The 25,549-nt window shown below is 36.9% G+C and carries 26 protein-coding genes and 1 tRNA gene; 19 read left to right on the top strand and 8 right to left on the bottom strand.

The window, feature by feature from the left end; genetic code table 11:
* Positions 1-70: 70 nt before the first annotated feature.
* The 4 genes from murA to NG809_RS06120 all read right to left on the bottom strand — a co-directional run bounded on the left by murA (position 71) and on the right by NG809_RS06120 (position 3,006).
* Positions 71-1,378: a UDP-N-acetylglucosamine 1-carboxyvinyltransferase gene (gene murA / locus NG809_RS06135; RefSeq protein WP_262148980.1), complete on the bottom strand. Its 1,308-nt coding sequence runs from the start codon at positions 1,376-1,378 to the stop codon at positions 71-73.
* Positions 1,378-2,046, bottom strand: a complete 669-nt coding sequence (locus NG809_RS06130; protein ID WP_262148977.1) for a DUF4290 domain-containing protein — start codon at positions 2,044-2,046, stop codon at positions 1,378-1,380. The genes murA and NG809_RS06130 overlap by 1 nt, the downstream gene beginning before the upstream one ends.
* A gap of 81 nt (positions 2,047-2,127) precedes the next feature.
* Positions 2,128-2,541: a thiol-disulfide oxidoreductase DCC family protein gene (locus tag NG809_RS06125; protein ID WP_262148974.1), complete on the bottom strand. Its 414-nt coding sequence runs from the start codon at positions 2,539-2,541 to the stop codon at positions 2,128-2,130.
* Between the two features lie 3 nt (positions 2,542-2,544).
* On the bottom strand, positions 2,545-3,006 hold the full coding sequence (locus NG809_RS06120) for a heme-binding domain-containing protein (RefSeq protein ID WP_262148972.1): 462 nt from the start codon (positions 3,004-3,006) through the stop codon (positions 2,545-2,547).
* Positions 3,007-3,411: 405 nt separating this feature from the next.
* Here NG809_RS06120 and katG point away from each other — a divergent pair, with 405 nt between their 5' ends.
* Entirely contained in the window at positions 3,412-5,685 is a 2,274-nt protein-coding gene (gene katG, locus NG809_RS06115; RefSeq protein WP_262148970.1) for a catalase/peroxidase HPI, read from the top strand.
* Positions 5,686-5,806: 121 nt separating this feature from the next.
* Positions 5,807-6,295, top strand: coding sequence for a hypothetical protein (locus NG809_RS06110; RefSeq protein WP_262148968.1), 489 nt, complete (start codon positions 5,807-5,809; stop codon positions 6,293-6,295).
* A 2-nt stretch (positions 6,296-6,297) separates the two neighbouring features.
* Here the strand turns inward: NG809_RS06110 and map are convergent, their stop codons facing one another.
* Both map and NG809_RS06100 read right to left on the bottom strand, forming a co-directional pair.
* Positions 6,298-7,062 (bottom strand): type I methionyl aminopeptidase, encoded by a 765-nt coding sequence (map, locus tag NG809_RS06105; RefSeq protein ID WP_262148965.1) that lies wholly within the window; start codon positions 7,060-7,062, stop codon positions 6,298-6,300.
* A 101-nt stretch (positions 7,063-7,163) separates the two neighbouring features.
* Positions 7,164-7,234: transfer RNA gene (locus NG809_RS06100), tRNA-Gln, on the bottom strand.
* A gap of 283 nt (positions 7,235-7,517) precedes the next feature.
* On the opposite strand from NG809_RS06100, the gene der reads away from it, so the two are divergent.
* Both der and upp read left to right on the top strand, forming a co-directional pair.
* Entirely contained in the window at positions 7,518-8,828 is a 1,311-nt protein-coding gene (gene der, locus NG809_RS06095) for a ribosome biogenesis GTPase Der (protein WP_262148963.1), read from the top strand.
* Positions 8,829-8,908: 80 nt separating this feature from the next.
* On the top strand, positions 8,909-9,559 hold the full coding sequence (upp, locus tag NG809_RS06090; RefSeq protein ID WP_262148961.1) for a uracil phosphoribosyltransferase: 651 nt from the start codon (positions 8,909-8,911) through the stop codon (positions 9,557-9,559).
* 49 nt (positions 9,560-9,608) lie between these two features.
* On the opposite strand, the gene NG809_RS06085 is transcribed toward upp, so the two are convergent.
* Positions 9,609-10,262, bottom strand: a complete 654-nt coding sequence (locus NG809_RS06085) for a ComF family protein (protein WP_262148959.1) — start codon at positions 10,260-10,262, stop codon at positions 9,609-9,611.
* A gap of 97 nt (positions 10,263-10,359) precedes the next feature.
* On the opposite strand from NG809_RS06085, the gene NG809_RS06080 reads away from it, so the two are divergent.
* From NG809_RS06080 to NG809_RS06055, 6 genes are all read left to right on the top strand, one after another.
* Positions 10,360-10,743 carry an acyl-CoA thioesterase gene (locus tag NG809_RS06080; protein WP_262148957.1) on the top strand — a complete coding sequence of 128 codons (384 nt, stop codon included), beginning with the start codon at positions 10,360-10,362 and terminating at the stop codon, positions 10,741-10,743.
* A 40-nt stretch (positions 10,744-10,783) separates the two neighbouring features.
* Complete coding sequence (locus NG809_RS06075; RefSeq protein WP_262148955.1) at positions 10,784-11,449, top strand: Yip1 family protein; 666 nt, start codon at positions 10,784-10,786, stop codon at positions 11,447-11,449.
* A gap of 71 nt (positions 11,450-11,520) precedes the next feature.
* On the top strand, positions 11,521-11,967 hold the full coding sequence (locus NG809_RS06070; protein ID WP_056084526.1) for a 6-pyruvoyl trahydropterin synthase family protein: 447 nt from the start codon (positions 11,521-11,523) through the stop codon (positions 11,965-11,967).
* Positions 11,968-11,994: 27 nt separating this feature from the next.
* Entirely contained in the window at positions 11,995-12,807 is an 813-nt protein-coding gene (locus NG809_RS06065) for a UDP-2,3-diacylglucosamine diphosphatase (RefSeq protein WP_262148952.1), read from the top strand.
* A gap of 153 nt (positions 12,808-12,960) precedes the next feature.
* Positions 12,961-13,944 carry a LuxE/PaaK family acyltransferase gene (locus tag NG809_RS06060; protein WP_262148950.1) on the top strand — a complete coding sequence of 328 codons (984 nt, stop codon included), beginning with the start codon at positions 12,961-12,963 and terminating at the stop codon, positions 13,942-13,944.
* Between the two features lie 219 nt (positions 13,945-14,163).
* Positions 14,164-14,712, top strand: a complete 549-nt coding sequence (locus NG809_RS06055) for a hypothetical protein (protein WP_262148948.1) — start codon at positions 14,164-14,166, stop codon at positions 14,710-14,712.
* A gap of 54 nt (positions 14,713-14,766) precedes the next feature.
* Here the strand turns inward: NG809_RS06055 and aqpZ are convergent, their stop codons facing one another.
* Entirely contained in the window at positions 14,767-15,480 is a 714-nt protein-coding gene (gene aqpZ / locus NG809_RS06050; RefSeq protein WP_262148946.1) for an aquaporin Z, read from the bottom strand.
* A gap of 287 nt (positions 15,481-15,767) precedes the next feature.
* Between aqpZ and NG809_RS06045 the strand changes: the two genes are divergently transcribed.
* From NG809_RS06045 to NG809_RS06005, 9 genes are all read left to right on the top strand, one after another.
* On the top strand, positions 15,768-16,388 hold the full coding sequence (locus NG809_RS06045; RefSeq protein WP_262148944.1) for a DUF5715 family protein: 621 nt from the start codon (positions 15,768-15,770) through the stop codon (positions 16,386-16,388).
* Between the two features lie 85 nt (positions 16,389-16,473).
* Positions 16,474-17,208, top strand: coding sequence for a hypothetical protein (locus NG809_RS06040; protein WP_262148942.1), 735 nt, complete (start codon positions 16,474-16,476; stop codon positions 17,206-17,208).
* Between the two features lie 132 nt (positions 17,209-17,340).
* Complete coding sequence (locus tag NG809_RS06035; protein WP_262148940.1) at positions 17,341-17,844, top strand: hypothetical protein; 504 nt, start codon at positions 17,341-17,343, stop codon at positions 17,842-17,844.
* A gap of 35 nt (positions 17,845-17,879) precedes the next feature.
* A complete protein-coding gene (locus NG809_RS06030) occupies positions 17,880-18,596 on the top strand; it encodes a sensor histidine kinase (protein ID WP_262148939.1) in 717 nt (238 codons plus the stop codon).
* A complete protein-coding gene (locus tag NG809_RS06025; protein ID WP_262148937.1) occupies positions 18,589-19,269 on the top strand; it encodes a response regulator transcription factor in 681 nt (226 codons plus the stop codon). The genes NG809_RS06030 and NG809_RS06025 overlap by 8 nt, the downstream gene beginning before the upstream one ends.
* A gap of 221 nt (positions 19,270-19,490) precedes the next feature.
* Positions 19,491-21,416: an ABC-F family ATP-binding cassette domain-containing protein gene (locus NG809_RS06020; RefSeq protein ID WP_262148936.1), complete on the top strand. Its 1,926-nt coding sequence runs from the start codon at positions 19,491-19,493 to the stop codon at positions 21,414-21,416.
* 261 nt (positions 21,417-21,677) lie between these two features.
* Positions 21,678-22,034 (top strand): hypothetical protein, encoded by a 357-nt coding sequence (locus tag NG809_RS06015; protein WP_262148935.1) that lies wholly within the window; start codon positions 21,678-21,680, stop codon positions 22,032-22,034.
* 355 nt (positions 22,035-22,389) lie between these two features.
* A complete protein-coding gene (locus NG809_RS06010; RefSeq protein WP_262148933.1) occupies positions 22,390-24,774 on the top strand; it encodes a TonB-dependent receptor in 2,385 nt (794 codons plus the stop codon).
* 155 nt (positions 24,775-24,929) lie between these two features.
* Positions 24,930-25,490, top strand: a complete 561-nt coding sequence (locus NG809_RS06005) for a hypothetical protein (RefSeq protein WP_262148931.1) — start codon at positions 24,930-24,932, stop codon at positions 25,488-25,490.
* The last annotated feature ends 59 nt before the right edge of the window (positions 25,491-25,549 follow it).

The following is a 25,549-nucleotide window of genomic DNA, read 5'->3' as shown; positions in this document are numbered from 1 at the left end:
TAATTGGCAATGAGTAATGTGATATTTGGTCTTTAAACTTCTCACTTCCATCTTCCCACTTCTGACTTTACTAAATTCTTTCAATGTCAGCACCAATGGCCTTCAGTCTGCCGTCGATGTTTTCGTAACCTCTGTCAATTTGCTCAATGTTGTGAATAATCGATTTTCCTTCCGCAGATAATGCTGCGATCAAAAGTGCATTTCCGGCTCTGATGTCGGGAGAAACCATCGTTGTTCCACGAAGCGGAGATTCCTGATTTAAACCGATAACTGTTGCTCTATGCGGATCACACAAGATAATCTGAGCACCCATGTCGATTAATTTATCTACGAAAAACAGTCTCGATTCAAACATTTTCTGATGAACCAAAAGACTTCCTTTTGCCTGAGTTGCCACCACCAAAATAATGGAAAGTAGATCAGGAGTAAAGCCCGGCCATGGCGCATCTGAAACGGTAAGAATAGATCCGTCAATAAATTTCTGAATTTTATAATGTTCCTGAGACGGAATGTAAATGTCATCGCCACTCTGCTCCAACTGAATTCCCAGTTTTCTGAAAGTATTTGGAATTACGCCCAACTGATTCCAGTTGACGTTTTTGATGGTAATTTCAGACTTTGTCATGGCTGCAAGGCCAATCCACGAACCTATTTCCACCATATCCGGAAGCATCGTATGCTCTGTTCCGTTCAAATGAGTTACTCCTTCAATCGTGAGTAAATTTGAACCGATACCAGAGATGTTGGCACCCATTCTGTTCAGCATTTTGCACAATTGCTGAAGGTAAGGCTCGCAGGCTGCGTTGTAAATTCTTGTTTTTCCTTTAGCTAAAACCGCCGCCATCACAATATTTGCTGTTCCTGTCACAGAAGCTTCTTCCAAAAGAATAAATTTTCCGTTCAGTTCTTTTGCTTTTAATGAATAGAAATATTCTTCCTCATCATACTGAAATTCTGCACCCAGCTCAACCAAGCCCTGAAAATGCGTGTCCAGCCTTCTTCTTCCTATTTTATCTCCACCCGGAGTTGGCATATACGCTTCTCCGTAACGGGCAAGCATTGGTCCTAAAAGCATAATAGAACCTCTCAATTTGGCACCGTCTTTTTTAAATTCGTTGGATTTTATATAGTCAAAATTGACATTGTCTGCCTTGAAAGTGTAATCTCCGTGAGCGTTTTTCGTTACTTTTACACCAAAATCGCCTAAGATTTCAATCAGTCTGTTTACATCATGAATGTCGGGAATGTTGTTTATTCTTACCTCTTCATCTGTTAATAAAACTGCACATAAAATTTGGAGCGCTTCATTTTTTGCCCCTTGTGGAGTGATTTCTCCCTGTAGTCTTTTTCCTCCTCTTATTTGAAAAGTCCCGCTCATTACCTTCTGTTCTTGTTGTTATTGTTGTTTGTGAATCTTCTTTTGTTGACGTTAGTATTGGTGTTGCTCTGATTTCTGTTATTGTTATTCTTGTTGGCATTGTTTCTATTGGCAGTTGCATAATAGATTTTGCTTTTTTCAAGAGCTTCAATGTTCGTTAAATCAAGTCTGTTGGATGAAAGTTCTTTCAGATGACGGAAAATCACATCATCGGTTACGTGTTCTTTATTATAAACATTGTAAGACTTCTTCATGTTGTTGGCAATCACTTCAATTAGCGCTTCCTTTTCATCGCCCGGCTCAAGTTCAATCGCTTTTTCAATCAGTTGAAGAATGCTTTTTCCGTAAAATTTAAAATCTCCCTGAAGTTTTGGGTATTCCATTCTTTTGGGCTTTTCAGCAAGTTCCTCTCGTGTTGGGAAAGGATATGGCGAATCGGCATCCAGATCATAATCTGCCAAAATATATAAGTGGTCCCAGAGTTTATGTTTATAATTTTCTTCGTCTCTCAAATGCGGATTTCTCTGCCCCATAAAATCAATGATTGCCATTGCCATTTCGCTTCGTTCTTCTTTTGTAGGAAGCTCTTTGCAACGCTCAACCAACTGTTGTATGATTCTGCCATATTCCGGCAAAAGAAGCTGAGTTTTTTGGGTGTTGTATTCCATAGTTTGCAAATATATGGATTAATAAAAAAAATGTTCAGAAAATCTTTAAAGTTTAAAAATATTTAATAAATTTCAAAGCTTTCAGACTTCAATAAATTTCTTTCTTTCCTCCGATGTTGGTAAAAAACATTTCTGATTGCTGATCTTCATTCTGTTTTTTGAAATCACGTTGTAGAGCTGATCGCTGATCGCTGTTGGAATAATTTGTCCTAAAAATCCTCCAGCTTTATAAACTCCTCCAAGTAAATTTAAAACTTTAATAATCGCCTTTGATTTAATTAAATAATAAGAACCTACTTTCCAGAGATATAAAGTATTGAACTGTTTTTGATCTAATTTTCTTTCACCCAAAAATTTCTGCCCAAAATCTGACTGAAGGGAAGCAAACATAAACTGATTTTTTTTGTCCCTCTGCAAAATCCACTGTACCCAGAAATTGCATACACCGCAGTCTCCGTCAAAAAAAATAATGTGTTTGTTTTCCCGGTTTTCCATGGTTTAATTGTTTTTAATTTTGGTGTCTTTGATTTGAAATCTAAAATAATCAGCGAGCTTTTTTCTGTCTGCATCCGAAAGTTTTGCGTCCTGATGCCCTATGAAATAATAATCCAGTGGCATTTTTTTCTTCTCCACCATTTCTGCTGCCTCTTCCATTTTATGAATCTGTCTTGAAGGCTCATAAGTCGCAAATGTTGAAAAATTCAGTTCTTTTCGGCCTTCGTTGATGTGATTTTTCAAAAACCAGGATGACGGAGCAATACTCGCATACCATGGATATTTCGTTTCATTCGAATGGCAGTCGTAGCAGGATGTCCGTATTAATTTGGCAATTTCCGGCGGTGTGTCTTTTATCCTTAAAAAGTCCATGCCCGGCTCCAGTGGCGGATTGGTCTTGTCAATCGGAAAAAACTGAATGATAATAAATCCTACCAAAACGATAACGAATATTTTTTTAAGCATAGCAATGGGTATTTTAGAAGGTGAAGTGTAAACTGCAATGTTCTTACCAATTTTTTTAAAACTTCAATTTAATCATTTTCCAAATTGGAATAAATCTAAATTTCATTTTTTAAATTTAAATTTTGGTTAAACTTTAAATTTTGGTTAAACTTTAAATTTACGAAGTCTTTTTATCTCTTTTTTATTAATTTTAAAAATGAGTATGAATAATCAGGCTTGAATGACTCTAAGTATAAAAGAAAAATTCTGCAGGCGAAAAATTGCATGGTTTTGAAATCTTACGACTTGATAATTTTAAAACTAAACATCTTCAATAATAGTTTTTATAAATCATAAAAATTTTATCAATAGATTAAAATTATAATTAAAACTTTCTAAATTTACATCAAACATTAAAAATTATATATGGAAAACCAAAATGGAGACATCAGCAAGTGCCCTTTCCACAACGGACAACTCAATCAACCGGTAGCAGGCGGCGGAACAGACAACCGCGACTGGTGGCCAAAACAGTTAAGAGTTGATATCTTAAGACAGCATTCAAAACTTTCGGATCCGATGGACGAAAATTTTAATTATGCTGAAGCTTTCAGATCTCTGGACTATCAGGGTTTGAAAAATGACCTTCACGCTTTAATGACCGATTCTCAGGATTGGTGGCCGGCCGATTTCGGACACTACGGACCACTCTTCGTGAGGATGGCCTGGCACAGTGCCGGAACCTACAGGGTTTTTGACGGTCGTGGTGGCGGAGCTAGAGGTCAGCAGAGATTTGCGCCACTCAACAGCTGGCCCGATAATGTGAGTTTAGATAAAGCAAGAAGGCTGCTTTGGCCAATCAAACAAAAATACGGTAACAAAATTTCCTGGGCAGATCTGATGATCCTCACAGGAAATGTTGCCTTGGAATCGATGGGTTTCAAAACTTTTGGTTTCGCAGGAGGAAGGGAAGATGTGTGGGAAGCCGATCAGGATGTATATTGGGGCTCAGAACACACTTGGCTAGGAAATGAAGAACGTTATTCCGACGGAAAAGCAGGTTTGGATGCTCACGGCGTTGTTTCCTCAGACGAAAATGCCGGTGGCGGAACACACAGCAGAGACCTTGAAAAACCTTTGGCAGCGGCTCACATGGGATTAATCTATGTAAATCCCGAAGGTCCGGATGGAAATCCTGATCCGATTGCTGCAGCAAAAGACATTCGTGATACTTTCGGAAGAATGGCGATGGATGATGAAGAAACAGTGGCTCTGATTGCCGGCGGACATACCTTTGGAAAAACCCACGGTGCGGGACCGTCAGATCACGTAGGGAAAGAGCCTGAAGCAACCGATCTGGCTTCCCAAGGCTTCGGATGGGAAAGTTCGTTCAATACAGGAAAAGGAAAAGATACCATCACCAGCGGACTTGAAGTAACGTGGACGGAAACTCCGACGCAATGGAGCAATCATTTCTTTAAAAACCTTTTTGAAAATGAATGGGAACTGACCAAAAGTCCTGCCGGAGCTCATCAGTGGGTGGCAAAAGGCGGTGCAGAAATCATTCCTGATGCTTTTGATGAGAATAAGAAACACAGAGCAACGATGTTGACAACGGATTTATCTTTAAGATTAGATCCGGCTTACGAGAAAATTTCAAGAAGGTTCTTCGAGAATCCTGATCAGTTTGCAGATGCTTTTGCAAGAGCATGGTTTAAACTTACTCACAGAGATATGGGGCCAAAAGCCAGATATTTGGGAACGGAAGTTCCGGCAGAAGAGTTGATTTGGCAGGATCCTGTTCCGGAAGTTGATCATGAATTGATTGATGAAAATGATATTCAGAACTTAAAATCTGAAATTTTACATTCAGGTTTAAGTGTTTCGGAACTGGTTTCTACAGCTTGGGCTTCCGCTTCTACGTTTAGAGGAAGTGATAAGCGCGGTGGTGCGAACGGGGCGAGAATTCGTCTGGCTCCACAGAAATACTGGGCGGTGAATAACCCTTCACAGCTTCAGAAAGTTTTGGATATTCTGGAAAACATTCAGAAAAAATTTAATGAAAATCAAACAGGAAATAAAAAGGTTTCATTGGCTGATTTAATTGTTCTGGCTGGAAATGCTGCAGTTGAAAAAGCTGCATCAAATGGAGGTTTTGACGCTTCAGTAAAATTCAATGCAGGAAGAACGGATGCTTCTCAGGAACAAACTGATGTAGAATCTGTTGGTTATCTTGAGCCGTTGGCCGATGGTTTCAGAAATTACAGAAGAGGAAACAGAAATGTTTCTACAGAATCTCTTTTAATTGATAAAGCTCAGCTTTTAACTTTAACTGCTCCGGAAATGACAGTTTTGTTGGGAGGAATGAGAGCTTTAAATACCAATTTTGACGGTTCAAAACATGGGGTTTTCACGCAAAACTCAGAAACATTAAGCAACGACTTCTTCGTTAATCTTCTGGATATGAATACGCAATGGAAAGCCACTTCGCAGGACAGAGAACTGTATGAAGGAAGTGACCGAAACTCCGGCGAAAATAGATGGACGGCAACACGTGCTGATCTGGTTTTCGGCTCTAATGCTGAGTTGAGAGCGATCGCAGAAATCTACGCTTCATCAGATTCAAAAGAAAAATTTGTAAAAGATTTCGTAAAAGCGTGGGAAAAAGTAATGGATCTCGATAGATTTGATTTGAAATAAAATCTCTTAAAATTAAATATCAAAGCCACTGAAATTCTGTTTTGGTGGCTTTGCTTTTCAGAAAAGTAAAAACTTTCAAAACAAAACTCAAAATAATCCGTTTAATTCTTAAATTTGGCTAATGCAAAAAAATATTTATCTCATAGCTCTGTTGTTTTCTTTGGTGAGTTGCTACACTTACCAGGTTAAAAAACCGGTTGAGGTGCCTGTTGATAATAATCAGCCAGCGAAAAAAAGTGCTGACAATAATATTGCTTCTGTTGAGATGACTGCCGAAGCTACTCAAGCCATGGCGCAGAAATCACAGCCTGTAAACAGCGGTGCAGTGTCTGTTCCCGTAAATATTCAGGAAAAACTTGCAGTTGGTAAAAATTACAGAATCAATGCTGGTGGAAGTTCATACAAAATCATTGTTGACAAGTGGGAAGGTGACAGTCTTGTCGCACATCCAGTAAAAAGACCTGAGACAATCCTGAAATTCCATAAAAATCAGATTGACAGTGAGAAGATCGCAGAAAAACGCTTTTCGCAACCTATTGCAGATATTATTACTGTTGTGGCTTATGTTGGAATTGGTGTTGGGATTTATGCTTTGATTAAAGGAATGTAAAATTAATTCCAGATCCCATTCATTTCCGTTAAAATCACAGGTTTTCCGTCGGTAATTAAAATCGTATGTTCATGCTGAGCCATGTATCCACCACGGTTTCCCACCATCGTCCATCCGTCATTCAGTTCCACGGCAATGCTTGAATCCGTTGAAATAAAAGTTTCAATGGCTACTACAGAATTTTTCTTGAATCTTCTGTTGTCGAATCTGTTTTTGTAGTTTAATAATTCGTCCGGTTCTTCGTGAAGACTTCTTCCAACGCCGTGACCACCGAGGTTTTTAATAACTTTAAATCCTCTTCTCTTAGCTTCCGTTTCCATCAAATGTCCGATTTCGGCAATCTTTTTTCCACCGCTGATGTTGCTGATGGTTTTTTCTAAAATTTCCTTTGAAGCATCCACCAGTTTTTGATGTTGATGAATATCTTTTCCAATAATAAACGAACTTCCGTTGTCAGCCCAAAATCCGTCGAGTTCGGCTGAAACATCAATGTTGATGAGGTCGCCTTCTTTCAGAATTCTGTTCTCTGAGGGGATTCCGTGGCAAAATTCATTGTCAATGCTGATGCAGGTCCATCCAGGAAAGCCATAAGTAAGGTGAGGAGCTGATTTTGCGCCGTACCCAGCAAGAATTTTTCCACCGTACTCATCAAGCTCTTTTGTGGTCATGCCTGGTGCTGCGTAGTCAACCATCGCTTTCAAAGTTAGGGCAACTGCTTTGCTGATGTTTTGCATTCCCTGAAGTTCCTGCTCGTTGGTGATAGACATTTTTCTAAATTTTAAAGTACAAAGCTACAAAGAATGCAGGAGTCTGAAAAAGGGATATGTTTAAAAAAGAAAAACCATCCTTAAAAAAGGATGGTTTTGTGTAGACCCACAGGGATTCGAACCCCGAATGACGGTACCAAAAACCGGAGTGTTACCGTTACACTATAGGTCTTTATCTGAGTGCGAAATTATATAATTTATTTTAAAAATAAAAATTTCAAAACGAAATTTCATGCTTCATTCTCTTTAATTATTGAAATACAGAGGTTTAATTTTAAGCTTATTTTAAATCAATTTATTTTTGAATTAAATTTCAATATTAATTTGAATTTTTTTTAAAACCTTCATTTTGATAAAATTAGCTTACCTTTGCAAAAAATTGAGCTCCAAAAGTTGGAGTAACTCATTGATAATCTTGTCCTGTCGCTTTGCCGAAGGATTATTAAACATTTTTTATGTCAAATATTGTTGCTATTGTTGGGCGCCCCAACGTAGGAAAATCCACGTTATTTAATCGATTTTTAGAAAGGAGAGAGGCTATTGTAGACTCTACTGCCGGAGTTACCAGAGACCGTCATTACGGAAAATCTGACTGGAATGGTGTAGAATTTACCGTGATTGATACAGGTGGTTATGATGTGAATAACGATGACGTGTTTCAGGAAGAAATTTCAAAACAGGTTCAGTTAGCGATTGATGAAGCTACTTCAATCATTTTTATGTTAAATGTGGAAGAAGGTCTTACAGATACGGATTACGAAATCCACGAAATGCTGAGAAGATCAAACAAACCCACTTACATCGTCATCAACAAAGTAGATTCTGCCAAAGAAGAGGTGGATGCTACAGAATTTTATCAGCTGGGAATCGATAAATACTACACTTTATCATCTGCTACCGGATCAGGAACAGGAGAAATTCTGGATGATATCGTAAGAGATTTCCCGACGACAGATTACAAAGATCCTTTTGAAGGTCTGCCAAAAATCACCATTGCCGGCCGTCCAAATGTTGGGAAATCTACGATGACGAATGCTTTGCTTGATACAGAAAGAAATATTGTGACTGACGTTGCAGGAACTACAAGAGACAGTATTCAAACGCTTTACAATAAATTCGGACATGAGTTTGTGTTGGTTGATACCGCAGGGATGAGAAGGAAATCCAAAGTGAATGAAGACTTAGAGTTCTATTCTGTAATGCGTTCTATCCGTTCAATTGAATATTCTGACGTGGTGATCATTATGGTTGATGCAACTTTAGGATGGGAATCTCAGGATATGAACATTTTCGGTTTGGCTCAGAAAAACAGAAAAGGAATTGTAATTGTAGTGAACAAATGGGATTTGGTGGAAGATAAAAAAACCAATACAGTGAGAGATTTTGAAAACTCAATCAAGGAAAAAATCGGACAGTTCAGTGATGTTCCCATTCTGTTTGTTTCGGCTTTAACGAAACAAAGGATTCTGAAGACGGTAGAAATGGCAATGATTGTTTATGAAGACCGTAAGAAGAAAATCAAAACTTCAAAATTAAACGAAGTAATGCTTCCGATTTTTGAAGCAATGCCACCGCCGGCAAATAAAGGAAAGTACATCAAAATCAAATATTGTGTGCAGCTTCCAACGCCGTCGCCGCAGTTTGTATTCTTCTGTAACCTGCCGCAGTACGTGAAAGAGCCTTACAAGCGATTTACTGAAAACCAATTGAGAAAGCAGTTCGGGTTTACCGGAGTTCCGATTGAAGTTTATTTCAGACAAAAATAATTTTACCAATCCCTTTTAGATTTTCTAAGAGGGATTTTTGTTTTTAATTTTATAATTTTGTTTAAATCTTAATTAAAACGATGACAATAATCCTTTCACAACAGTTTTCATTAGTTAATTCCTGGATCAACGAACTTCGAAACGTCGATGTTCAGCAAGACCGAATGAGATTCCGCAGAAATATGGAAAGAATAGGGGAAATTGCCGCCTTTGAAATTTCTAAAGATTTAGAAACGAAAGAAGTTGAAATTCAGACTCCTTTGGATAAACTTAAAGTGAAAGAAATTGCCGTCCAGCCTGTCATCACTACCATTTTAAGAGCTGGAGTTCCTTTGTTTGAAGGGATTTTAAATTATCTCGATAAAGCAGACTGTGGCTTCGTGGCAGCTTACAGAAAACACGATGCCAACGATTATTTTTCAATAAAACAGGATTATCTGACGTGCCCGAATATCGACGGACGACCATTAATCGTTGCAGATCCAATGCTCGCAACCGGAGCTTCTCTCATTGAAGCCATCAAAGATTTATTAACCAACGGAACACCGACTCAACTTCACATTGTAGCTGCAATCGCCTCCAGACAAGGTGTTGAAACCATCGAAAAAGCTTATCCTCAAGCAAAAATCTGGGTCGGAGCAATCGACGAAAATTTAACTTCAAAAGGCTACATCACACCAGGCTTAGGCGACGCCGGAGATTTAAGCTACGGAGAAAAACTACAGAGATAGTTGAATTGGTTGTGTGAAAACTTCCATCACCCAGCTTCCACTTCCTGCATTATTCATCCATCGCCATTACCAAAACGCTGATTTTATTGTTTCCTACTTTCAAAATTTCCCACGCGACGGTCGCCAAAGTATTTCCGGTGGTAAAAACATCGTCAATCAGCAAAATATGTTGATTTGAAATTTTTCTGGTTATTGAAAAAGTATTTAAAGTTTCCAGACGGTGTTGTTTGTCTTTCAAAGCCTGAGCTTTTGAATAATGATTTCTTTTAATTAAATCATGGCTGAATGGAATTTCATAAAACTTCGACAAGGTTTCAGTAAAAAGATGAAGCTGATTATAACCTCTTTCCTTTAGTTTCTTTGGATGAAGCGGAACGGTAACCAAAAGATCCGGTTTGTGATTTTTAAAATCTAACTGTTCACCCGTCCATTCAGCTAAGACTTTTCCGGCATTTTTCCTGCTTTTGTATTTAAGTTCGTGGATGATTTTTCTGCTTAAATTTTCTTTTTCAAACTGCATCAGGGCGAAAGCATTTTCTATTGGAAACAACAGTCTGCATCTTTCTTTAAGGTTGTTGGATGAAAAATAATTGTAGTGGGTGAAATGAATATGTTCAAAACAAAGTTCACAAACAAGCTGGTTGTCATCAATTATACGGCTGCAGTGAATGCATCGATTCGGGAAGAATACATCTAAAATCATTTGTGTGTTTTATAAAACTAAAATAATAATTTTCTCCGAAAGATGAAAAAATGATTTCTGATTTTTAATTAAAAAAAAGAAATCTTTATCTTTGAGTATGAGTTTGATTTTCGAGAAAGAAATACAGATTACTGAAGAACATATTGACCAGAATAATCACGTCAACAACGTTCAGTACGTGAAGTGGGTTGAGGAAATTGCAGGTGAACACTGGGATACAGTAAAAGACAAATTAGGTTTTCCGAAAGATATCTGGATGTTGGTCGATCATCATATTCAATATAAAAAACAGGTTTATCTGGGAGATATAATTACCATCAGAACCTATCCTAAACCGCCGGAAGGAATTCGTCAGCCAAGAAAAGTAGAGTTCTACTGTAATGATATTTTGGTGGTAGATTCTTCAACACTTTGGGTTTTTATCGACAGACAAACCCAAAAGGTCAAAAGACTGGATGAGAATTGGCTGGAATTAATCTGATTTCTGAAAAATATCTTTACTTTCGTGCAACAAAAAAACCATGGAAAACGATTTTACCAACAGCCAGTTTGAAGAGTTTGAAAAGTACGATTCTCTTACGGATAAAGATATTTTCACAAAAATCTGGACTCAACCCAGAAAGATTTTTAAATTTATAAACGATACAAAGTACGAAAAGTATTTTTATATTCTCATGTTTTTCGCTGGCGTTGTAAGGGCTTTTGATCAGGCTTCCACCAAAAATATGGGGGATAAAACTTCTCTTCCTTATATTATTCTGACATGCTTTTTCGTAGGTGGTGCTTTGGGGTGGATCTCATTTTTCATCTACGCTGCGCTGCTTAGCTGGACGGGGAAATGGCTGAATGGTGCCGGAAATACATCATCCATTTATAGAATGATGGCTTATGCAATGATTCCCTCAATCTTTGCATTGGCATTTCTCATTCCTCAAATGGCCGTTTTTGGAGTCGATGTTTTCAGGGATGCAGATTATGATTCTGGAAGTATATTCGGAACTGTTGTGTTTTGGGTGTCATTATGTATCGAAATGATTCTTTCAGTTACAACGCTTGTTTTTATGGTCATCGGGCTTTCAGAAGTTCAGAAATTTTCAGTGTGGAAAGCTATCCTCAATCTTTTTCTCCCCATTTTTATTATTTTATTCCCAATTCTTCTGCTGGTTGCTTTGTTCGCTGTATCCTGATTTGCAGGAATAAATACTAAAGTCGTTGCAGAGGCATTCTTTTAAATATCGAATTTCCCTATCTTTGCACCATGATACGTATTACAAAAATTTTTACTTTCGAAACTGCTCATGTTTTGTACAATTATGACGGGAAATGTAAAAATATGCACGGGCATTCTTACAAACTTTTCGTTACTGTAAAGGGAAAACCAATCAATGATCTTGAAAATCCAAAGAATGGAATGGTCGTAGATTTCGGAGATATAAAAACCATTGTGAAAGCTGAAATCGTAGATGTTTGGGATCATGCGGTCTTAATTAACGGCGTTTCTCCGCACAGAGAAATGGGCGAGGAGCTTGAAAACAAAGGTCAGAAAGTGATTTACTGTAATTTTCAACCAACCTGCGAAAATATGTTGTACGCCATCGCTGCAAAAGTAAAAGCAAAACTTCCGGAAGGAATTTCTTTGGCCTATCTTAAACTTCACGAGACCGAAAACTCTTACGGAGAATGGTTTGCAGAAGATAATCAATAATTTTTGAGCTAAATTAAATTCTGAAAAGTGCTTAAAACAACCATCAGTATCGAACCCGGAAAGAAAGTTTATTTTGCTTCAGATCAGCATTTCGGTGCGCCGAATCCGAAGGAAAGCAAACTGCGTGAGGAAAAATTTATCCGTTGGATGAATCAGATTAAGGAAGATGCGCAGGTTCTGTTTTTGATGGGCGATTTATTTGATTTCTGGCATGAGTGGAATCACGTTATTCCCAAAGGATATGTGCGGGTTTTAGGTAAAATTGCAGAATTAAAAGACCACGGAATTCAGGTTTATTTTTTTGTCGGAAACCACGATCTGTGGATGAAAGATTATCTGGAAGAAGAAATTGGATGCACCGTTTTTTATAAAAAACAGTATTTTGAAATGGGCGGAAAGCAGTTTCTGCTTGCTCACGGCGATGGTTTGGGGCCCGGCGATAAAGGTTATAAAAGGATGAAAAAAGTCTTTACCAACCCAATCGCACAGTGGTTTTTCAGATGGCTTCATCCGGATATTGCGATGAAAATTGCACTGTACATGTCTCAGAAAAACAAAATGATTTCCGGTGACGAAGACAAAGCTTTTTTAGGTGAAGACAAAGAGTTTTTAATCATCTATTCCAAAAAGAAACTGGAAACTGAGAAAATCGACTATTTTATTTACGGTCACAGACATTTGCCAATGATTTTAAATTTAAATGAAAACTCAAAATACGTCAATCTGGGAGACTGGATTTCTTATTTTACCTATGGTGTTTTTGAGCACGATTTTGAACTGAAAACTTTTGAAGCGGACGGACAAAAAAAATTACCCCTAAAAGAGGTAATTTCCGAATGAAGGGTTCTACAGCCCTTATTCCTAATCCATATTCCGCCGGTTGTTTTGCAAATACCTGACCAAATTTGGTGAATAAGCATAAATTAATTGTGAATTATTTTAATATAATATATTAATTGATTCATTTTGAATCAAAAACCAATTTAGATTTTTTTGAAAAATATTTTTGACATACAAACTGACGAAGATTTTCTGACTGCCTGTCTTGAAACTTTCAGATTTCAATATGAAAATGTTGAGGTTTACAGAAAGTTTGTGGATTATCTTAAAATTAATCCTGAAAATGTAATTGAGGTTGCGAAAATTCCGTTTTTGCCGATTGAAATGTTTAAAAATCATCAGATTTTAGATAAAAATGCGTCTGCGGATTTGTTTTTTCAAAGTTCAGGAACAACGCAGATGAATTTGTCTAAACATTTCATCGCCGATACAGATTTGTACGAGAAAAGTATTTACAAAAGCTTTGAACAGTTTATCGGAAAGCCCGAAGATTTTATTTTTTTAGGTTTATTGCCAAGTTATTTAGAGAAACAAAATTCATCTCTGATTTACATGGTTGATTTTTTGATGAAGAAATCAAACAAGCTTGAGAACGGCTATTTTCTGTACAACCACGAAGATTTATTTCAACTTCTAAATGAACTGAAAGACAAAAAAGTGATTCTTTTCGGCGTCTCATTTGCCCTTTTAGACTTTTTGGATTACTGTAATTCTAACACTAAACCACTAAACCATTCTTCCACTTTAACTCTTATAGAAACCGGTGGTATGAAGGGCAGAAAAGAAGAAATGACAAAAGATGAATTGCTGAAAATTCTGCAGGATGGTTTTAAAACCGATAAAATTTATTCAGAATATTCCATGACAGAACTGCTTTCGCAGGCTTATTCTTTGGGAGAAAATACCTATCAATGCCCCAACTGGATGCGCGTTTTGGTAAGAAATGTGGAAGATCCTTTCAGTTACGAAAAAGAGGGCAGGACGGGAGCTATCAATATCATTGATTTGGCGAATATTCATTCATGTTCATTTATTGCAACTCAGGATTTGGGTAAAACACTTCCCGAAAGTAAATTTCAGGTTTTGGGAAGAATCGACCATTCGGATATTCGTGGATGCAGTCTTCTCGTTTCCTGATTCAAGATTTAAGATTTAAAATTTAAGATTCAAGATTCAAGATTCAAAATATTTCAGTAACATAAATTTTGTTTTTATAAAAGTATTGTACTCATATAAGTGAAATCAGAGATTCGACGTAGTCAAACGGCTTTGTGAAACTAAAACAGTTAGTTGTAAAAAAAACATAGTGCACTTTGTTTTCAAAAAGTCAGTTTAATATTTGAAATTTAAATTCCCATGAAATTAAAGATAGAAGAACTTGTTCACGCCTACATTCATTCTCAATGCGATTTTGAGAAAGAAATTGTGCTGACCAATCATTTTCAGGCAGATTGGGAAGCAGATATTTTGATCATCAATTCAGAGGGTTTCAGTCATGAAATTGAAATCAAGCTATCTAAAAGTGATTTTAAAAATGATTTTAAAAAATCGTACGTCAACAGTTCGACAGGCGAAAAATTTCTGAAACACGACAAAATCTGCTGCGGCGATTATATTTGCAATTCGTTCAGTTTTCTGTTACCGATGGGAATGATAGAGCATTCAACAATTCCGGAACACTGCGGAATTATCGAGTTTTATCACAACGTTGATTCGTGGGAAACAGAATTTTATCTCATCCGACAGCCCAAAAAAGTACATGAAGATCTGTATTGGAATCTTACCGATAAAGATTTGTTCATCCGAAAAATGGCTTTAAATCTTTTGTACAGAAAAATGGAAATCAAAGGAAAACATGAAGAACTGATCTTTAAAAATCCTTTCGAGATCAAGAAGACAAAATAAAAATTCCTGCTTTAACATTGTAAAGCAGGAATTGATTTTTAAAACCGAATAATCTTAAGCTCTTTCAGGTCTTTCTATAAGTAGATTATAGGTAAACGCCGCAGCGATACCTCCCAAAACCGGAGCTGCAACAAACAGCCACAATTGAGAAAGTGCTTTACCACCTGCAAAAATCGCAGGTCCGATGCTTCTTGCAGGATTTACAGAAACTCCGGTGATTTTAATTCCGACAATATGAATCAGAACCAAAGCCAGTCCGATTGCTAAACCGGCAAATCCACCGTTGATGTTTTTTGTAGAAGTTGATCCTAAAATGACCATCAGGAAAATAAATGTGAAAACAAATTCAGCAACCAAAGCCGCTGTCATATTGTAAGCGTCAAGATATCCTTCTCCCCAGCCGTTAGACCCTAAAGCCCATTCTTTCATCTCTGCTCCTGGATGATTGGTGAAAATCAGATAAAGAATTCCGGCTCCGATGATGGCTCCGATAATTTGGGCAACGATATAACGGGATGCCTCACTCATTTTCATTCTACCAGCCGCAACCATTGCGATTGAAATTGCGGGATTGATGTGACAACCGGAAATGTGACCAATTGCATAAGCCATCGCCACAACGCTGAGACCAAATGCGAATGAAATTCCTAAAAGTCCAACGCCGGTTGTGCCGTCTGCACCTGCGATAACGGCGCTTCCGCAACCCATTAGAACGAGAACCATGGTGCCGAACATTTCGGCAACAAATTTTGAAGTGTTTGAAATCATCGAGTATTGTATTTTTTAATTAAGGCAGCGAATGTACAAAAATAAATTATTCGTAAAATTATGTCTGTTTTGATGTTTTTTAATATCTGTTTTGGTGATTTTATTCACATAATGATTTTTGTGTGGTGTTGTCTTCACTGATAATCGTTTATTATTATTTAATTTAAAATATTCATAGAATTATTTTAGTTTTAGAAATACCTTTTTTTGATGATCAAATTTCTATCTGGGAATTTCATAAAAAAGAAAAACATTATTTTTGCCGTACACCGGGATAAACTATTGTAATGAGGAAATTGTCTTTTGTCGTTTTTTTAAGTTCTGCAACCCTGTTTTTCAGTCAGGCGAAGAAAAAAGAAAGTCTGCCCTGTTACGACCTGAACGAAATTCTGAAAGTAGAGCCCACCATGCTTTACAAACCTCATTTGGATGCTTCGAAAGGTTTTAATATTAAGATTCTGAAAAACACTTCCACTGTTCAGAAATACGTGAACAACGGAAAGCTTCACAAGGTTAAAAAATCGGGAAAAGGCTTCAGGGTTCAGAAGTTGGATTACAGCAGGGCATGGCTCGTTTCAAAAGCGTACCAAAGTCTTGAAAAAATGGGCTCCAGATTCAGCAAAAATACAGGCGGCTCTTATTTTACGGTGACTTCAGTTACAAGAACGCTCGAAGATCAGTGCAGACTTCGAAAGGTAAATACCAATGCAAGTCTCGGGATAAGTTCGCACAATTATGGCAACTCTTTCGATATTTCCTACGTGCGTTTTAATGGCGTTCACAGAAGTAATCCCAAACTGGAGGAAGCTTTGGAAAAGGTTTTGAAATACTATTACAATTTAGGCCGCATCTATTACATCAAAGAAAAACAGCAGAGCTGCTTTCATGTGACGGTAAAAAACTATTAATTTTCCTTTTTTACATAAGCGGTTTGTGTAGATTGTTGAGATTAGGTATTTTTACTGAATAAAAACCAAACCAAAAACTTTATACATGGGAATATTAACCCCTCAGCAGTTTTCCGACGCTGTCAACAGATGGTCTGAAAGTCGTCAGGACATGATCAGAATTGAGCAGCTCTTCAAACAAAATTCAGTTTTTAATCTTTACAGGGAACAGATTGAAATCATTAAAAACCGTAATGATAATGATGATTTTTGTGTTCAAATTGGCATTACAGAAAATGACGAACTGGTCATGATTCCTATTCCGCTTGATAAAGTAGGATATCCTGTAAGTCTTAGTGAGTATTCATATTCATCATTTGAGACTTTAAATAAGGATCTTTGTCTTATAGAAAAACTGACGTACACGGTTGTGAAAAAGTCTGTTTTGTCCACCAAAATGAGAACGGCAGACAGCGATTCGGATGTGTTTCTTCCGATTTACAATAAACCCGTTTTACAGCAGGAAAAAGCGTTGGATGCGATAGAATTATGGCAAAATAATGCTTTCGACTGGTTTTATTCAGAACAGAGAAATCAAGGAACGGATATTTTTACTAAATTCTATGTACCCAAAGAACAAATATTTGAAGTAAAGGAAGGGGTTATGTTTATCTCGGTATTTGGGTTGAAATTTTCAGAAATTTACCAGAAACAACTTCCCGCAATGATCTTCATTTCAGCACCCGACAACTTAAGTAATCAGAGTATAGAAGTAGAATCAAACACATTTGATTTTGCAAAACCTTGTCCTCCGAATGGGCAGATCTTCGATTTAGGATAAACGAAAACAGCAATGTATACTTTTTACGAAGTTTTTTTATATTTAAACTATCTCTTGCTTTTTATAAATACAGTATTAGGATTCGGAAAATACAGTTATTTTGTTAAAAATGAAAAGTTTTATATTTTTTATATGCTTTTCCTCTTTTTTATTGAAATGACAGTTTGGTTTCTAAGCACAGGTTTAGGGTTTAAAAATACATTATTTATGTACCCAATCTACATTGCCGGAGATTTTTTTCTGCTCACCAGTTTGTTTTGCAGTAAATTAAAACTAAATAAAATATTTGTTGCGTCATCAGCTTTTTTGGCATTGGCGTTTCTGACTGTCATTTTTGGTTTCAATATCAATTTCAATCATGATATTGCAAAAGTAATTTCAAACATCACCATTATCTGTCTTGCAGGGATATTTTTAATTATGCAGATCAGAAATGGAAAAAAAATAGAAAGGTTTTTCTTTGCAGACTTGGGGATATTTTTTTATTATTCTGTTTCTGTATTCAATTTTGTGATACAGCAGCAGCTTCAGGACCTGTCTAAGGAAGATTATGCTTTGATTGGTATTTTCAATACTTTTTTTGCAGCAGTTTTATATAGTTTAATCTTATATACATTTTTAAAATTAAAGAAATAACATTAAATATAAAGCTCTTCTTTTTGATAATTGTGATGATCGCAGTTATTCTCATCTTTATTTTGGTAGCCTATAAAACCTTTGTAGACCGTATCATTAAAGAAAAAGATGCCCAAAATCTTGCAGATATTCAGCATGAAAAAGATTTGGCTCTCGAAAATGTGAAAGCTCAGGAAGAAGAACGGAAAAGAATAGCCGTTGCTGTGCACGACGACCTTGGAAACCGCTTAAATATTCTTTCACTGTGGTTGCAGAATATCGAAATCGAAGACGAAAAGGCTTCGGAAGTGATCAATGGTCAGATTAAAGAACTGGTAGATTCTGCAAGAAAGATTTCGCATAATTTATATCCTGTTAATCTGGAAAAGTTGGGATTTATTCTTTATGTTGAAGAACTGATTGCTAATCTTTCCAAAAAAATCGAAATATCACTTTTTGAACTGAAACCTTATCAGACCAAAAATATTTTTACAGAAGTTCAGATCTATCGTATTATTCAGGAATTTACAACGAATGTGATTAAACATTCTGAAGCTGAAAACGTGAAAATTTTGTTGAGAGATTCAGAAAATATTCTTTTTGTAGTCATTTCGGATAACGGAAAAGGTTTCGATTATGAATTGGTAAAAAAGGGAATGGGAATTAAAAATATCGAATCAAGATTACAGTCACTCGACGCTGTTTTCAAATGGAAAAGCGTTATCGGAAAAGGCACCAGACTGATTATAAAAATACCTTTGAATAATGAATGAGATCATCAAAATTGTAATGGTAGACGACGAGCAGCTGATTTTGGAAGGTGTAAAAATGCTGCTGTCAAGTGATAAGCAAATCAAAGTAAACTTTACCGCAAACGATGGCGAAAGTTTTCTGAAGATGCTTGAAGAGTCTTCACCTGAAGATTTTCCGGATATTGTTTTGTCTGATATTCAGATGTTGCCGATGGATGGTTTTCAACTGGTGGAAATCCTCAAAAATAAATATCCTGACTTAAAGATTATTATTCTTTCATCACATTATAAAACTTCAGTTTTCGGACACATGATCAAGCTCGGGGTTTCTGCTTTTCTTCCCAAAAATTCAGACAGGAAAACATTTCTGGAAGCCATCAAAAATGTTCACAACAAAGGAGTTTACCTTTCTGAGGAAGATTTGAAAATGCTTGCAACATTTAAAAACAATGTGGTAAAGCAGAAATCACTTTTTACAATTGAAGATGAGCTTTCTGACCGTGAGAAAGACGTCGTACAGCTGATTTGTCAGGAATTAACCAATAAAGAAATTGCTGAGAAATTATTTATCAGCCCCAGAACTGTGGAAAGTCACCGTCAAAGGATTATAGAAAAATTAGGTGTAAAAAACTCAATCGGAATTGTGATTTACGCTATTATTCATGATATTTTTACTGTAGACATCAGATTATAATTCCGTAGCACTGCGGAATTTTTTGTTGAAAACAGCCTCGTTTTTTGGTGATTTTTTTTCTCGTTTAAAAAATGAAATGCTTTTAATTTTTTCATAATGTTTCTAAAACATCGTTCAATTCTTTCGTTCAGACTTCTTTTATTTTAAATCTTAAATTTTTCCGTACTTTTGCACCCGAAAAAGATTCATCTTTAATATTCACTTTATAATACTCATTTCAAATGCTTTCGGTTCAGGGTTTAGGATTACATCATTCAGGAAATTATTTGTTTCAAAACGTCAATTTTACCATCAAAAAAGATGATAAAATCGGTTTGGTCGGTAAAAACGGAGCCGGAAAATCCACACTTCTGAAAATGCTTTCCGGAGAAATTACCTTCTACGAAGGAAATGTTGTTCCCGAAGGCAATATCACCATTGGTTTTCTAAAACAGGATCTTGATTTTGTGAAAGGAAGAACCGTCTGGAACGAAACCATGCAGGCCTTTGAACAAATCAATGCGTGGAAAGAAGAACTGGAGGAGATCAACCACCAGCTGACCGTAAGAACCGATTACGAAAGCGATGCCTACACAGATCTCATCAACAGAATGACCGATTTGAATGACCTTTTGATGCACCACGACGCCTATAATCTTGAAGGTGATATCGAAAAAGTATTGTTTGGTCTTGGCTTTAAAGCAGATGATTTTCAAAAAATAACAGACGAGTTTTCCGGAGGTTGGAGAATGAGAATCGAACTTGCAAAATTGCTTCTTCAGAAAAACGATTTGATGCTTCTCGATGAGCCTACCAACCACCTCGATATGGAATCCATCATCTGGCTCGAAAACTTTTTGAAGGATTATCCCGGAGGAATTGTATTGGTGAGTCACGACAAACAGTTTATGACGGCAGTCTGTAACCGAACTTTTGATGTCAACAACAGAAAAGTGGACGATTACAAGGCCAATTATTCCAAATATTTGGTGATGCGTGAAGACCGTCGTGAAAAACTGGTTCAGGCCAAGAAAAATCAGGATGCGGAGATCAAGCAGATGGAAGATAACATCAATAAATTCCGTGCGAGTGCTACCAAAGCTTCTTTTGCCCAGTCTTTGATTAAAAAATTAGATAAAATCGAGCGTATTGAAATTGATAATGAAGACGTTTCAAAATTCAATATCCGTTTCGTGCAGTCACAGGTTCCCGGAAAAGTTATTTTCGAAGCCGAAAATCTTGGAAAAGCGTACGGCCAGAAACAGATTTTTGATGATGTAGATTTCATCGTCCAGCGTGGCGACAGAATTGCCCTTCTCGGACAAAACGGTCAGGGAAAAACGACTTTAGCTAAAATTCTTGCCGGAGATATTAAAGATTATTCCGGAGACTGGAACTTGGGGCACAACGTGAACATCGGCTATTTTGCTCAGAATCAGGAAGAAGTTTTAACGCCGAATAAAACCGTTCAGGAAGAAGCTGAAGATTCTGCAACCGAAGAAACCAGACCAAGAGTAAGAGATTTATTAGGTTCGTTTCTTTTTCAGGGGGAAGCGGTGAATAAAAAGACAAAAGTACTTTCCGGAGGAGAAAGAAACCGTCTGGCTCTTTGCAAATTGTTGTTACGTCCTTTCAACACGTTGATTATGGATGAGCCTACCAATCACCTGGATATTCAGTCTAAGGAGATTATCAAACTGGCTTTGCAGAAATTTGAAGGTACTTTGATTGTAATTTCTCACGACAGAGAATTTTTACAGGGGCTTTGCGATAAAATCTACGAATTCCGTGACGGTAAAATGAAAGAATTCTTAGGCGACATCAACGAATATCTGGAGTTCAGGCAGAAAGAATCCATCAGAGAGATTTCTGCAGAAAAAGCAAAACTTCATGGTGATGAGGCTAAGGTTGAGGTTAAGGTCAAGTCTGAGCCAAAGATTGAAGTTCAGTCCAATGTAATTGTAACTAAAGAGCAAAAAAGCATTCAGAACAAACTGAAAAAAGTAGAAGAAAAAATTTCCGAGCTGGAAACAGCAATCGAAAACTACGAAGTTTCTTTTACAAAAGACAATCCATCAGAAGAAACTTTAGAAAAATACAACAAAACCAAAGAAGAACTTGATCTTGCTTTGCAGGAATGGGAGCATTTGGGAACGCAGTTGGATTAATTTAAGAAAAATAATAATAAAAGATGGGCTTCGGTTCATCTTTTTTTGTGAAATATAGATTGCTCCAGAAGATCGAACACCTTTGTAAAATAGAGATATTATAAAATTACAGCTCTGTAGAAGCGACACATTTGATTTACAAATATCAACTAATTACAAAAAAGTGAAATTTGCTCAAATTTAATCTTCCCGCAACATCACAAACCTCATTTAACATAATATTGTAATTTAATTTTAAAATATTATCCTTATTTTTGTCCGATGATTTTTAAGGAAAGCAGACAACTCAAGAGCTTTATCTCCAAACTGATGTTTGGGATATATTTCTTTGCCTTGTTTTCTTCAAGCTTTCACAGTCATGACTCTTCAGATGTTTTTGCAGGTTTCAACTTCAAAAAATCAGAAAATTCTATTTCCAAAACAGAAGCCAAAGAAAAAGCCGGCGACTGTCTCGCGTGTCACTTTTTAGCCACTGGAAATACCGTTTTACCGCAGGAATTTAGTTTCACTTTGATCAAACATACGCATGAAGCAGAGCAGATTTTAGCTGTACAGGAAAAAATCTGGTCACAAACTAAATTTACATTCCAACTTCGGGGACCTCCCACAATTTCATAATCAATAGATTCTTTTTCGGATTTTTTTTGCTTTAAATTTTTCAAAGTTTGAATAATTCTAAATGCATGATGTATTTAAATTGAGTTAAACTTATGTGCTTAAAACATTAAGTTTAATTTAAGGATTAAGCTTTGTTAAGAAAATCAGATAGATTTTTAAGTATGCCTTAAAAAGCGAAGCTTAACTTAATTATTCTAAACTGCTTAAATAAAATCTTAATGGTTCAAAATTGAGCCTGCAGGTTTATATTTCAAGTTAAAAAAAACCCAACTCAAAATTTTAACGAAATGTATTTTTCATGTTATTCATTTATAATAATGAATGATCTGAAACATACATAATCTATCTATTTACAATGAAATTGATATATAGTTTACTGCTTATTCTTTCTGGATTTGCAATAACAAACGCACAGAAAACTTACACTGTTGAAGGAACGGTTCAGGATTTTCACGACAAGAACATGCTCGAAAATGCCGAGGTCAAGATAGGAGATTTTACCACTAAAACCGATAAAAAGGGAAAATTCTCTTTTCCGAATATTCCTGCCGGAAAATATCAGCTCGTTGCCAAACATCCGCTCTGCGATGATTATACTGAAAATGTGGGAGTCGACAGAGATTTGCATCTGGCAATTACATTAGAGCATCACACGGGTGAAATTCAGACTGTTACCATTCACGGAAGTCACAAAACGAAAGGTTCCGTAATTATGACAACTTTGGATAAGTCTGAAATCGAAAGAAATTCCACGGAAAATCTGGGAAATCTTTTATCCAGAATTTCAGGAGTTTCCTCTTTGAAAACGGGAAATAATATCACAAAACCCGTTATCCGCGGACTTTATGGAAGCCGTATTTCTATCATCAACAATGGTGTGAAAATGGCCGAGCAGGAGTGGGGAGTAGAGCACGCTCCAAACATTGACGTAAACGATTTCGAGCACATTGATGTCATCAAAGGTGCATCTGCGTTGAAGTATGGAAATGAAGGCGTAGGCGGCGTTGTCGTTTTGGAACCTTCAGTTTTACCAAAAAAAGATACCATCATGGGAAACCTCAGACTTTCAGGAATTTCAAATGGTAGAGGAGGTGAGATTGGTGCCAATGTCGCAAAAGCATGGAAGAACCAATGGTTTGTAAAAACGGGCGGTTCATACAGAAAAACGGGCGATCTGTACATGCCGCACTATACTTTGCAGAATACCGGACAGGAATTCAATTCTTTTAATTTCTCTTTCGGGAAACACAGTTTTCTACAGGGATTTGATGTGTCGTACAGCGGAATCAATCAGGAATTCGGGATTTACACGGGTGCGCATTTGGCGAGTCCTGAAGATTTCTACAATGCCGTGAATTTCGGACAGTCTTATTATTTAGACAACTTTACTTATGATATCGACAATCCGAAGCAGGAAGTGGCGCATCACATTGCCAAACTTTCAGCGTACAGAAGATTTGCTGATTTCGGGAAGCTGACTTTCCAGTACAGTTTTCAGCTGAACAGAAGAAAAGAGTATGACATCAGAAGAGGCGAACTGAGCAATCTTCCGGCCATGGATTTAAGATTAATCACACATTCTGCAAGTCTGGTTCATCTTCTGGAAAGAGCAAACTGGAGTCTGGAAAGCGGGATTTCAGGAGCTTTTCAGGATAATTATCCAAATCCGGCAACTAAGGCGAGACGTTTAATTCCTGATTATTACCGTTATGACGCAGGAGCCTTTTCGGTTTTTAAATACAGATTTAATTCAAAATTGAATGCCGAAGCAGCTGTGAGATACGATTTCAGCAGATACGATGCCTACAAATATTATGATTCAGACAAATGGGAAGCCAATTATGCAGACACTTTCCCTCAGTTTGAAGTGAGTGAATCCGGAAGCAGAACTTTGACGAGACCGATTCTCGATTATCATAATTTTTCGGCAAACCTTGGTTTAGATTACAGACCTTTTGAAAATTTAGAATTAAAACTGAATCTTTCAAGAGCAGAAAGAACGCCCAATCCGGCAGAGCTTTTCTCAGATGGTTTGCACCATTCTGCGGCTGTGATAGAAGAAGGAAATTTAAACATTCAGAAAGAAACTGTTTACAATGTCAATCTTTCGTTAGCTGCGAAATTTAATGTTTTGAAAGGTCTTCATATCGAAGCCAGTCCGTATCTGATGGTGTCTGATAATTTTGTAAACCAAATTCCGACAGGCATTTTGAATACCAACCGAGGTGTTTTTCCTGTCTGGTCTTATCAGCAGATCAAAGCGAGGATTTTCGGAGTTGATGCCGATGCAGAACTGGCAATTACGGATCAGTTAAAATGGAAATCAGGATTCAGTATTCTGAGAGGTGACGATCTTTCAAATAATGAACCTCTGATTTTGATGACGCCTGCGAAACTGAGAAATTCAATTCAGATCAATTTAAACCAACCTAAAAATTTCTATGTAAGTCTGGAAAACGAAAACACGTTTAAGCAAAACCGTTTCCCAATCAGAAATCTTCCGGTGACGTTTATAAAAGATGGTGTGGAAAGAAATGAAATCGTTGATTTCAGCTCTACGCCGGCGGCTTTCAGTCTTTTCCATGCTTCGGTGGGAGCAGACGTGGCAAAAAATCTGAATTTAAACTTCAGAATCAACAATATTTTCAACACAGATTACCGCGAATATCTCAACCGTCTCAGATATTATATGTTTGAATCGGGAAGGAATTTTGTGGTTACTCTGAAATACAGTTTCTGATTATTAAAAAATATCTTGGGATTGTTTTTGAAAAGCAGGAAGGCTTCGACGGGCTCAGCCTGACAGTTAAAAAACAAAACATTCTTTTATTAGAGATGTCACGCTGAGCTTGTCGAAGCGTAAACAAATTATTAAAACTTAAAATTAAATTTAAAATGAAAAAAATATTCAACATTACACTGGTTTTATTCGCTGCATTATTCATCTTCTCTTGTAGAAACGACGACGACGCAGTTCCTGAAGATGTTCATGAGCACGACGAAATCGGAAGAGTGGTTTTAAAACTGACGAATAAAGCCGACGCAGCAGATGTACAGACAGTGAATGTAATTTCAGGTGTTGCTGATGCGCATTTACATTTACACACAGGAGACACTTATCTGGCTGAACTGGATTTCCAGATCAAACACGACGATCATTACCATTCTTCCGAAGAAATTATTGAAGAGAAAGATCATCACTTCATCACTTTCGCTCCGGCAAATGCTGACATCGTGGTGATGAGAGCTTCAAATGATGTCGTAAGAACAGACGGACAAAAATTAGGTTTAAAATCTGAGTGGAAAATCAATTCTAAACAGACTACAGGGAAAATGAACATCAAATTGATTCACGGGCCAACAGCGGTAAACCAGAATTATCCTTCAGCTACCAACCAGTTGGGTCAGACTCAGGGAGGGGAAAGCGATGTGGATATCACGGTTGACGCACACTAAAATCTGATTCACATCTATTTTAATATCACAAAAAGACATTATTTCGGTAATGTCTTTTT

The organism is Chryseobacterium foetidum (assembly GCF_025457425.1).
GTDB lineage: Bacteria > Bacteroidota > Bacteroidia > Flavobacteriales > Weeksellaceae > Chryseobacterium > Chryseobacterium foetidum.
The sequence above is the reverse complement of the archived record's forward strand: the minus strand, read 5'-3'. Positions and strand labels throughout refer to the sequence as shown.

What these genes read in the sequence shown, in the direction of transcription:
- NG809_RS06035 (WP_262148940.1), top strand. Translation starts at nt 17,341, where the DNA reads ATGCTTTTCCTCTTTTTTATTGAAATGACAGTTTGGTTTCTAAGCACA.
- NG809_RS06020 (WP_262148936.1), top strand. Translation starts at nt 19,491, where the DNA reads ATGCTTTCGGTTCAGGGTTTAGGATTACATCATTCAGGAAATTATTTG.
- NG809_RS06025 (WP_262148937.1), top strand. Translation starts at nt 18,589, where the DNA reads ATGAATGAGATCATCAAAATTGTAATGGTAGACGACGAGCAGCTGATT.
- NG809_RS06130 (WP_262148977.1), bottom strand. Translation starts at nt 2,046, where the DNA reads ATGGAATACAACACCCAAAAAACTCAGCTTCTTTTGCCGGAATATGGC.
- NG809_RS06120 (WP_262148972.1), bottom strand. Translation starts at nt 3,006, where the DNA reads ATGCTTAAAAAAATATTCGTTATCGTTTTGGTAGGATTTATTATCATT.
- NG809_RS06010 (WP_262148933.1), top strand. Translation starts at nt 22,390, where the DNA reads ATGAAATTGATATATAGTTTACTGCTTATTCTTTCTGGATTTGCAATA.
- der (WP_262148963.1), top strand. Translation starts at nt 7,518, where the DNA reads ATGTCAAATATTGTTGCTATTGTTGGGCGCCCCAACGTAGGAAAATCC.
- aqpZ (WP_262148946.1), bottom strand. Translation starts at nt 15,480, where the DNA reads ATGATTTCAAACACTTCAAAATTTGTTGCCGAAATGTTCGGCACCATG.
- NG809_RS06055 (WP_262148948.1), top strand. Translation starts at nt 14,164, where the DNA reads ATGAAATTAAAGATAGAAGAACTTGTTCACGCCTACATTCATTCTCAA.
- NG809_RS06045 (WP_262148944.1), top strand. Translation starts at nt 15,768, where the DNA reads ATGAGGAAATTGTCTTTTGTCGTTTTTTTAAGTTCTGCAACCCTGTTT.
- NG809_RS06015 (WP_262148935.1), top strand. Translation starts at nt 21,678, where the DNA reads ATGATTTTTAAGGAAAGCAGACAACTCAAGAGCTTTATCTCCAAACTG.
- map (WP_262148965.1), bottom strand. Translation starts at nt 7,062, where the DNA reads ATGTCTATCACCAACGAGCAGGAACTTCAGGGAATGCAAAACATCAGC.
- murA (WP_262148980.1), bottom strand. Translation starts at nt 1,378, where the DNA reads ATGAGCGGGACTTTTCAAATAAGAGGAGGAAAAAGACTACAGGGAGAA.
- NG809_RS06080 (WP_262148957.1), top strand. Translation starts at nt 10,360, where the DNA reads ATGAGTTTGATTTTCGAGAAAGAAATACAGATTACTGAAGAACATATT.
- NG809_RS06005 (WP_262148931.1), top strand. Translation starts at nt 24,930, where the DNA reads ATGAAAAAAATATTCAACATTACACTGGTTTTATTCGCTGCATTATTC.
- katG (WP_262148970.1), top strand. Translation starts at nt 3,412, where the DNA reads ATGGAAAACCAAAATGGAGACATCAGCAAGTGCCCTTTCCACAACGGA.
- NG809_RS06125 (WP_262148974.1), bottom strand. Translation starts at nt 2,541, where the DNA reads ATGGAAAACCGGGAAAACAAACACATTATTTTTTTTGACGGAGACTGC.
- upp (WP_262148961.1), top strand. Translation starts at nt 8,909, where the DNA reads ATGACAATAATCCTTTCACAACAGTTTTCATTAGTTAATTCCTGGATC.
- NG809_RS06040 (WP_262148942.1), top strand. Translation starts at nt 16,474, where the DNA reads ATGGGAATATTAACCCCTCAGCAGTTTTCCGACGCTGTCAACAGATGG.
- NG809_RS06070 (WP_056084526.1), top strand. Translation starts at nt 11,521, where the DNA reads ATGATACGTATTACAAAAATTTTTACTTTCGAAACTGCTCATGTTTTG.
- NG809_RS06085 (WP_262148959.1), bottom strand. Translation starts at nt 10,262, where the DNA reads ATGATTTTAGATGTATTCTTCCCGAATCGATGCATTCACTGCAGCCGT.
- NG809_RS06110 (WP_262148968.1), top strand. Translation starts at nt 5,807, where the DNA reads ATGCAAAAAAATATTTATCTCATAGCTCTGTTGTTTTCTTTGGTGAGT.
- NG809_RS06075 (WP_262148955.1), top strand. Translation starts at nt 10,784, where the DNA reads ATGGAAAACGATTTTACCAACAGCCAGTTTGAAGAGTTTGAAAAGTAC.
- NG809_RS06030 (WP_262148939.1), top strand. Translation starts at nt 17,880, where the DNA reads ATGATCGCAGTTATTCTCATCTTTATTTTGGTAGCCTATAAAACCTTT.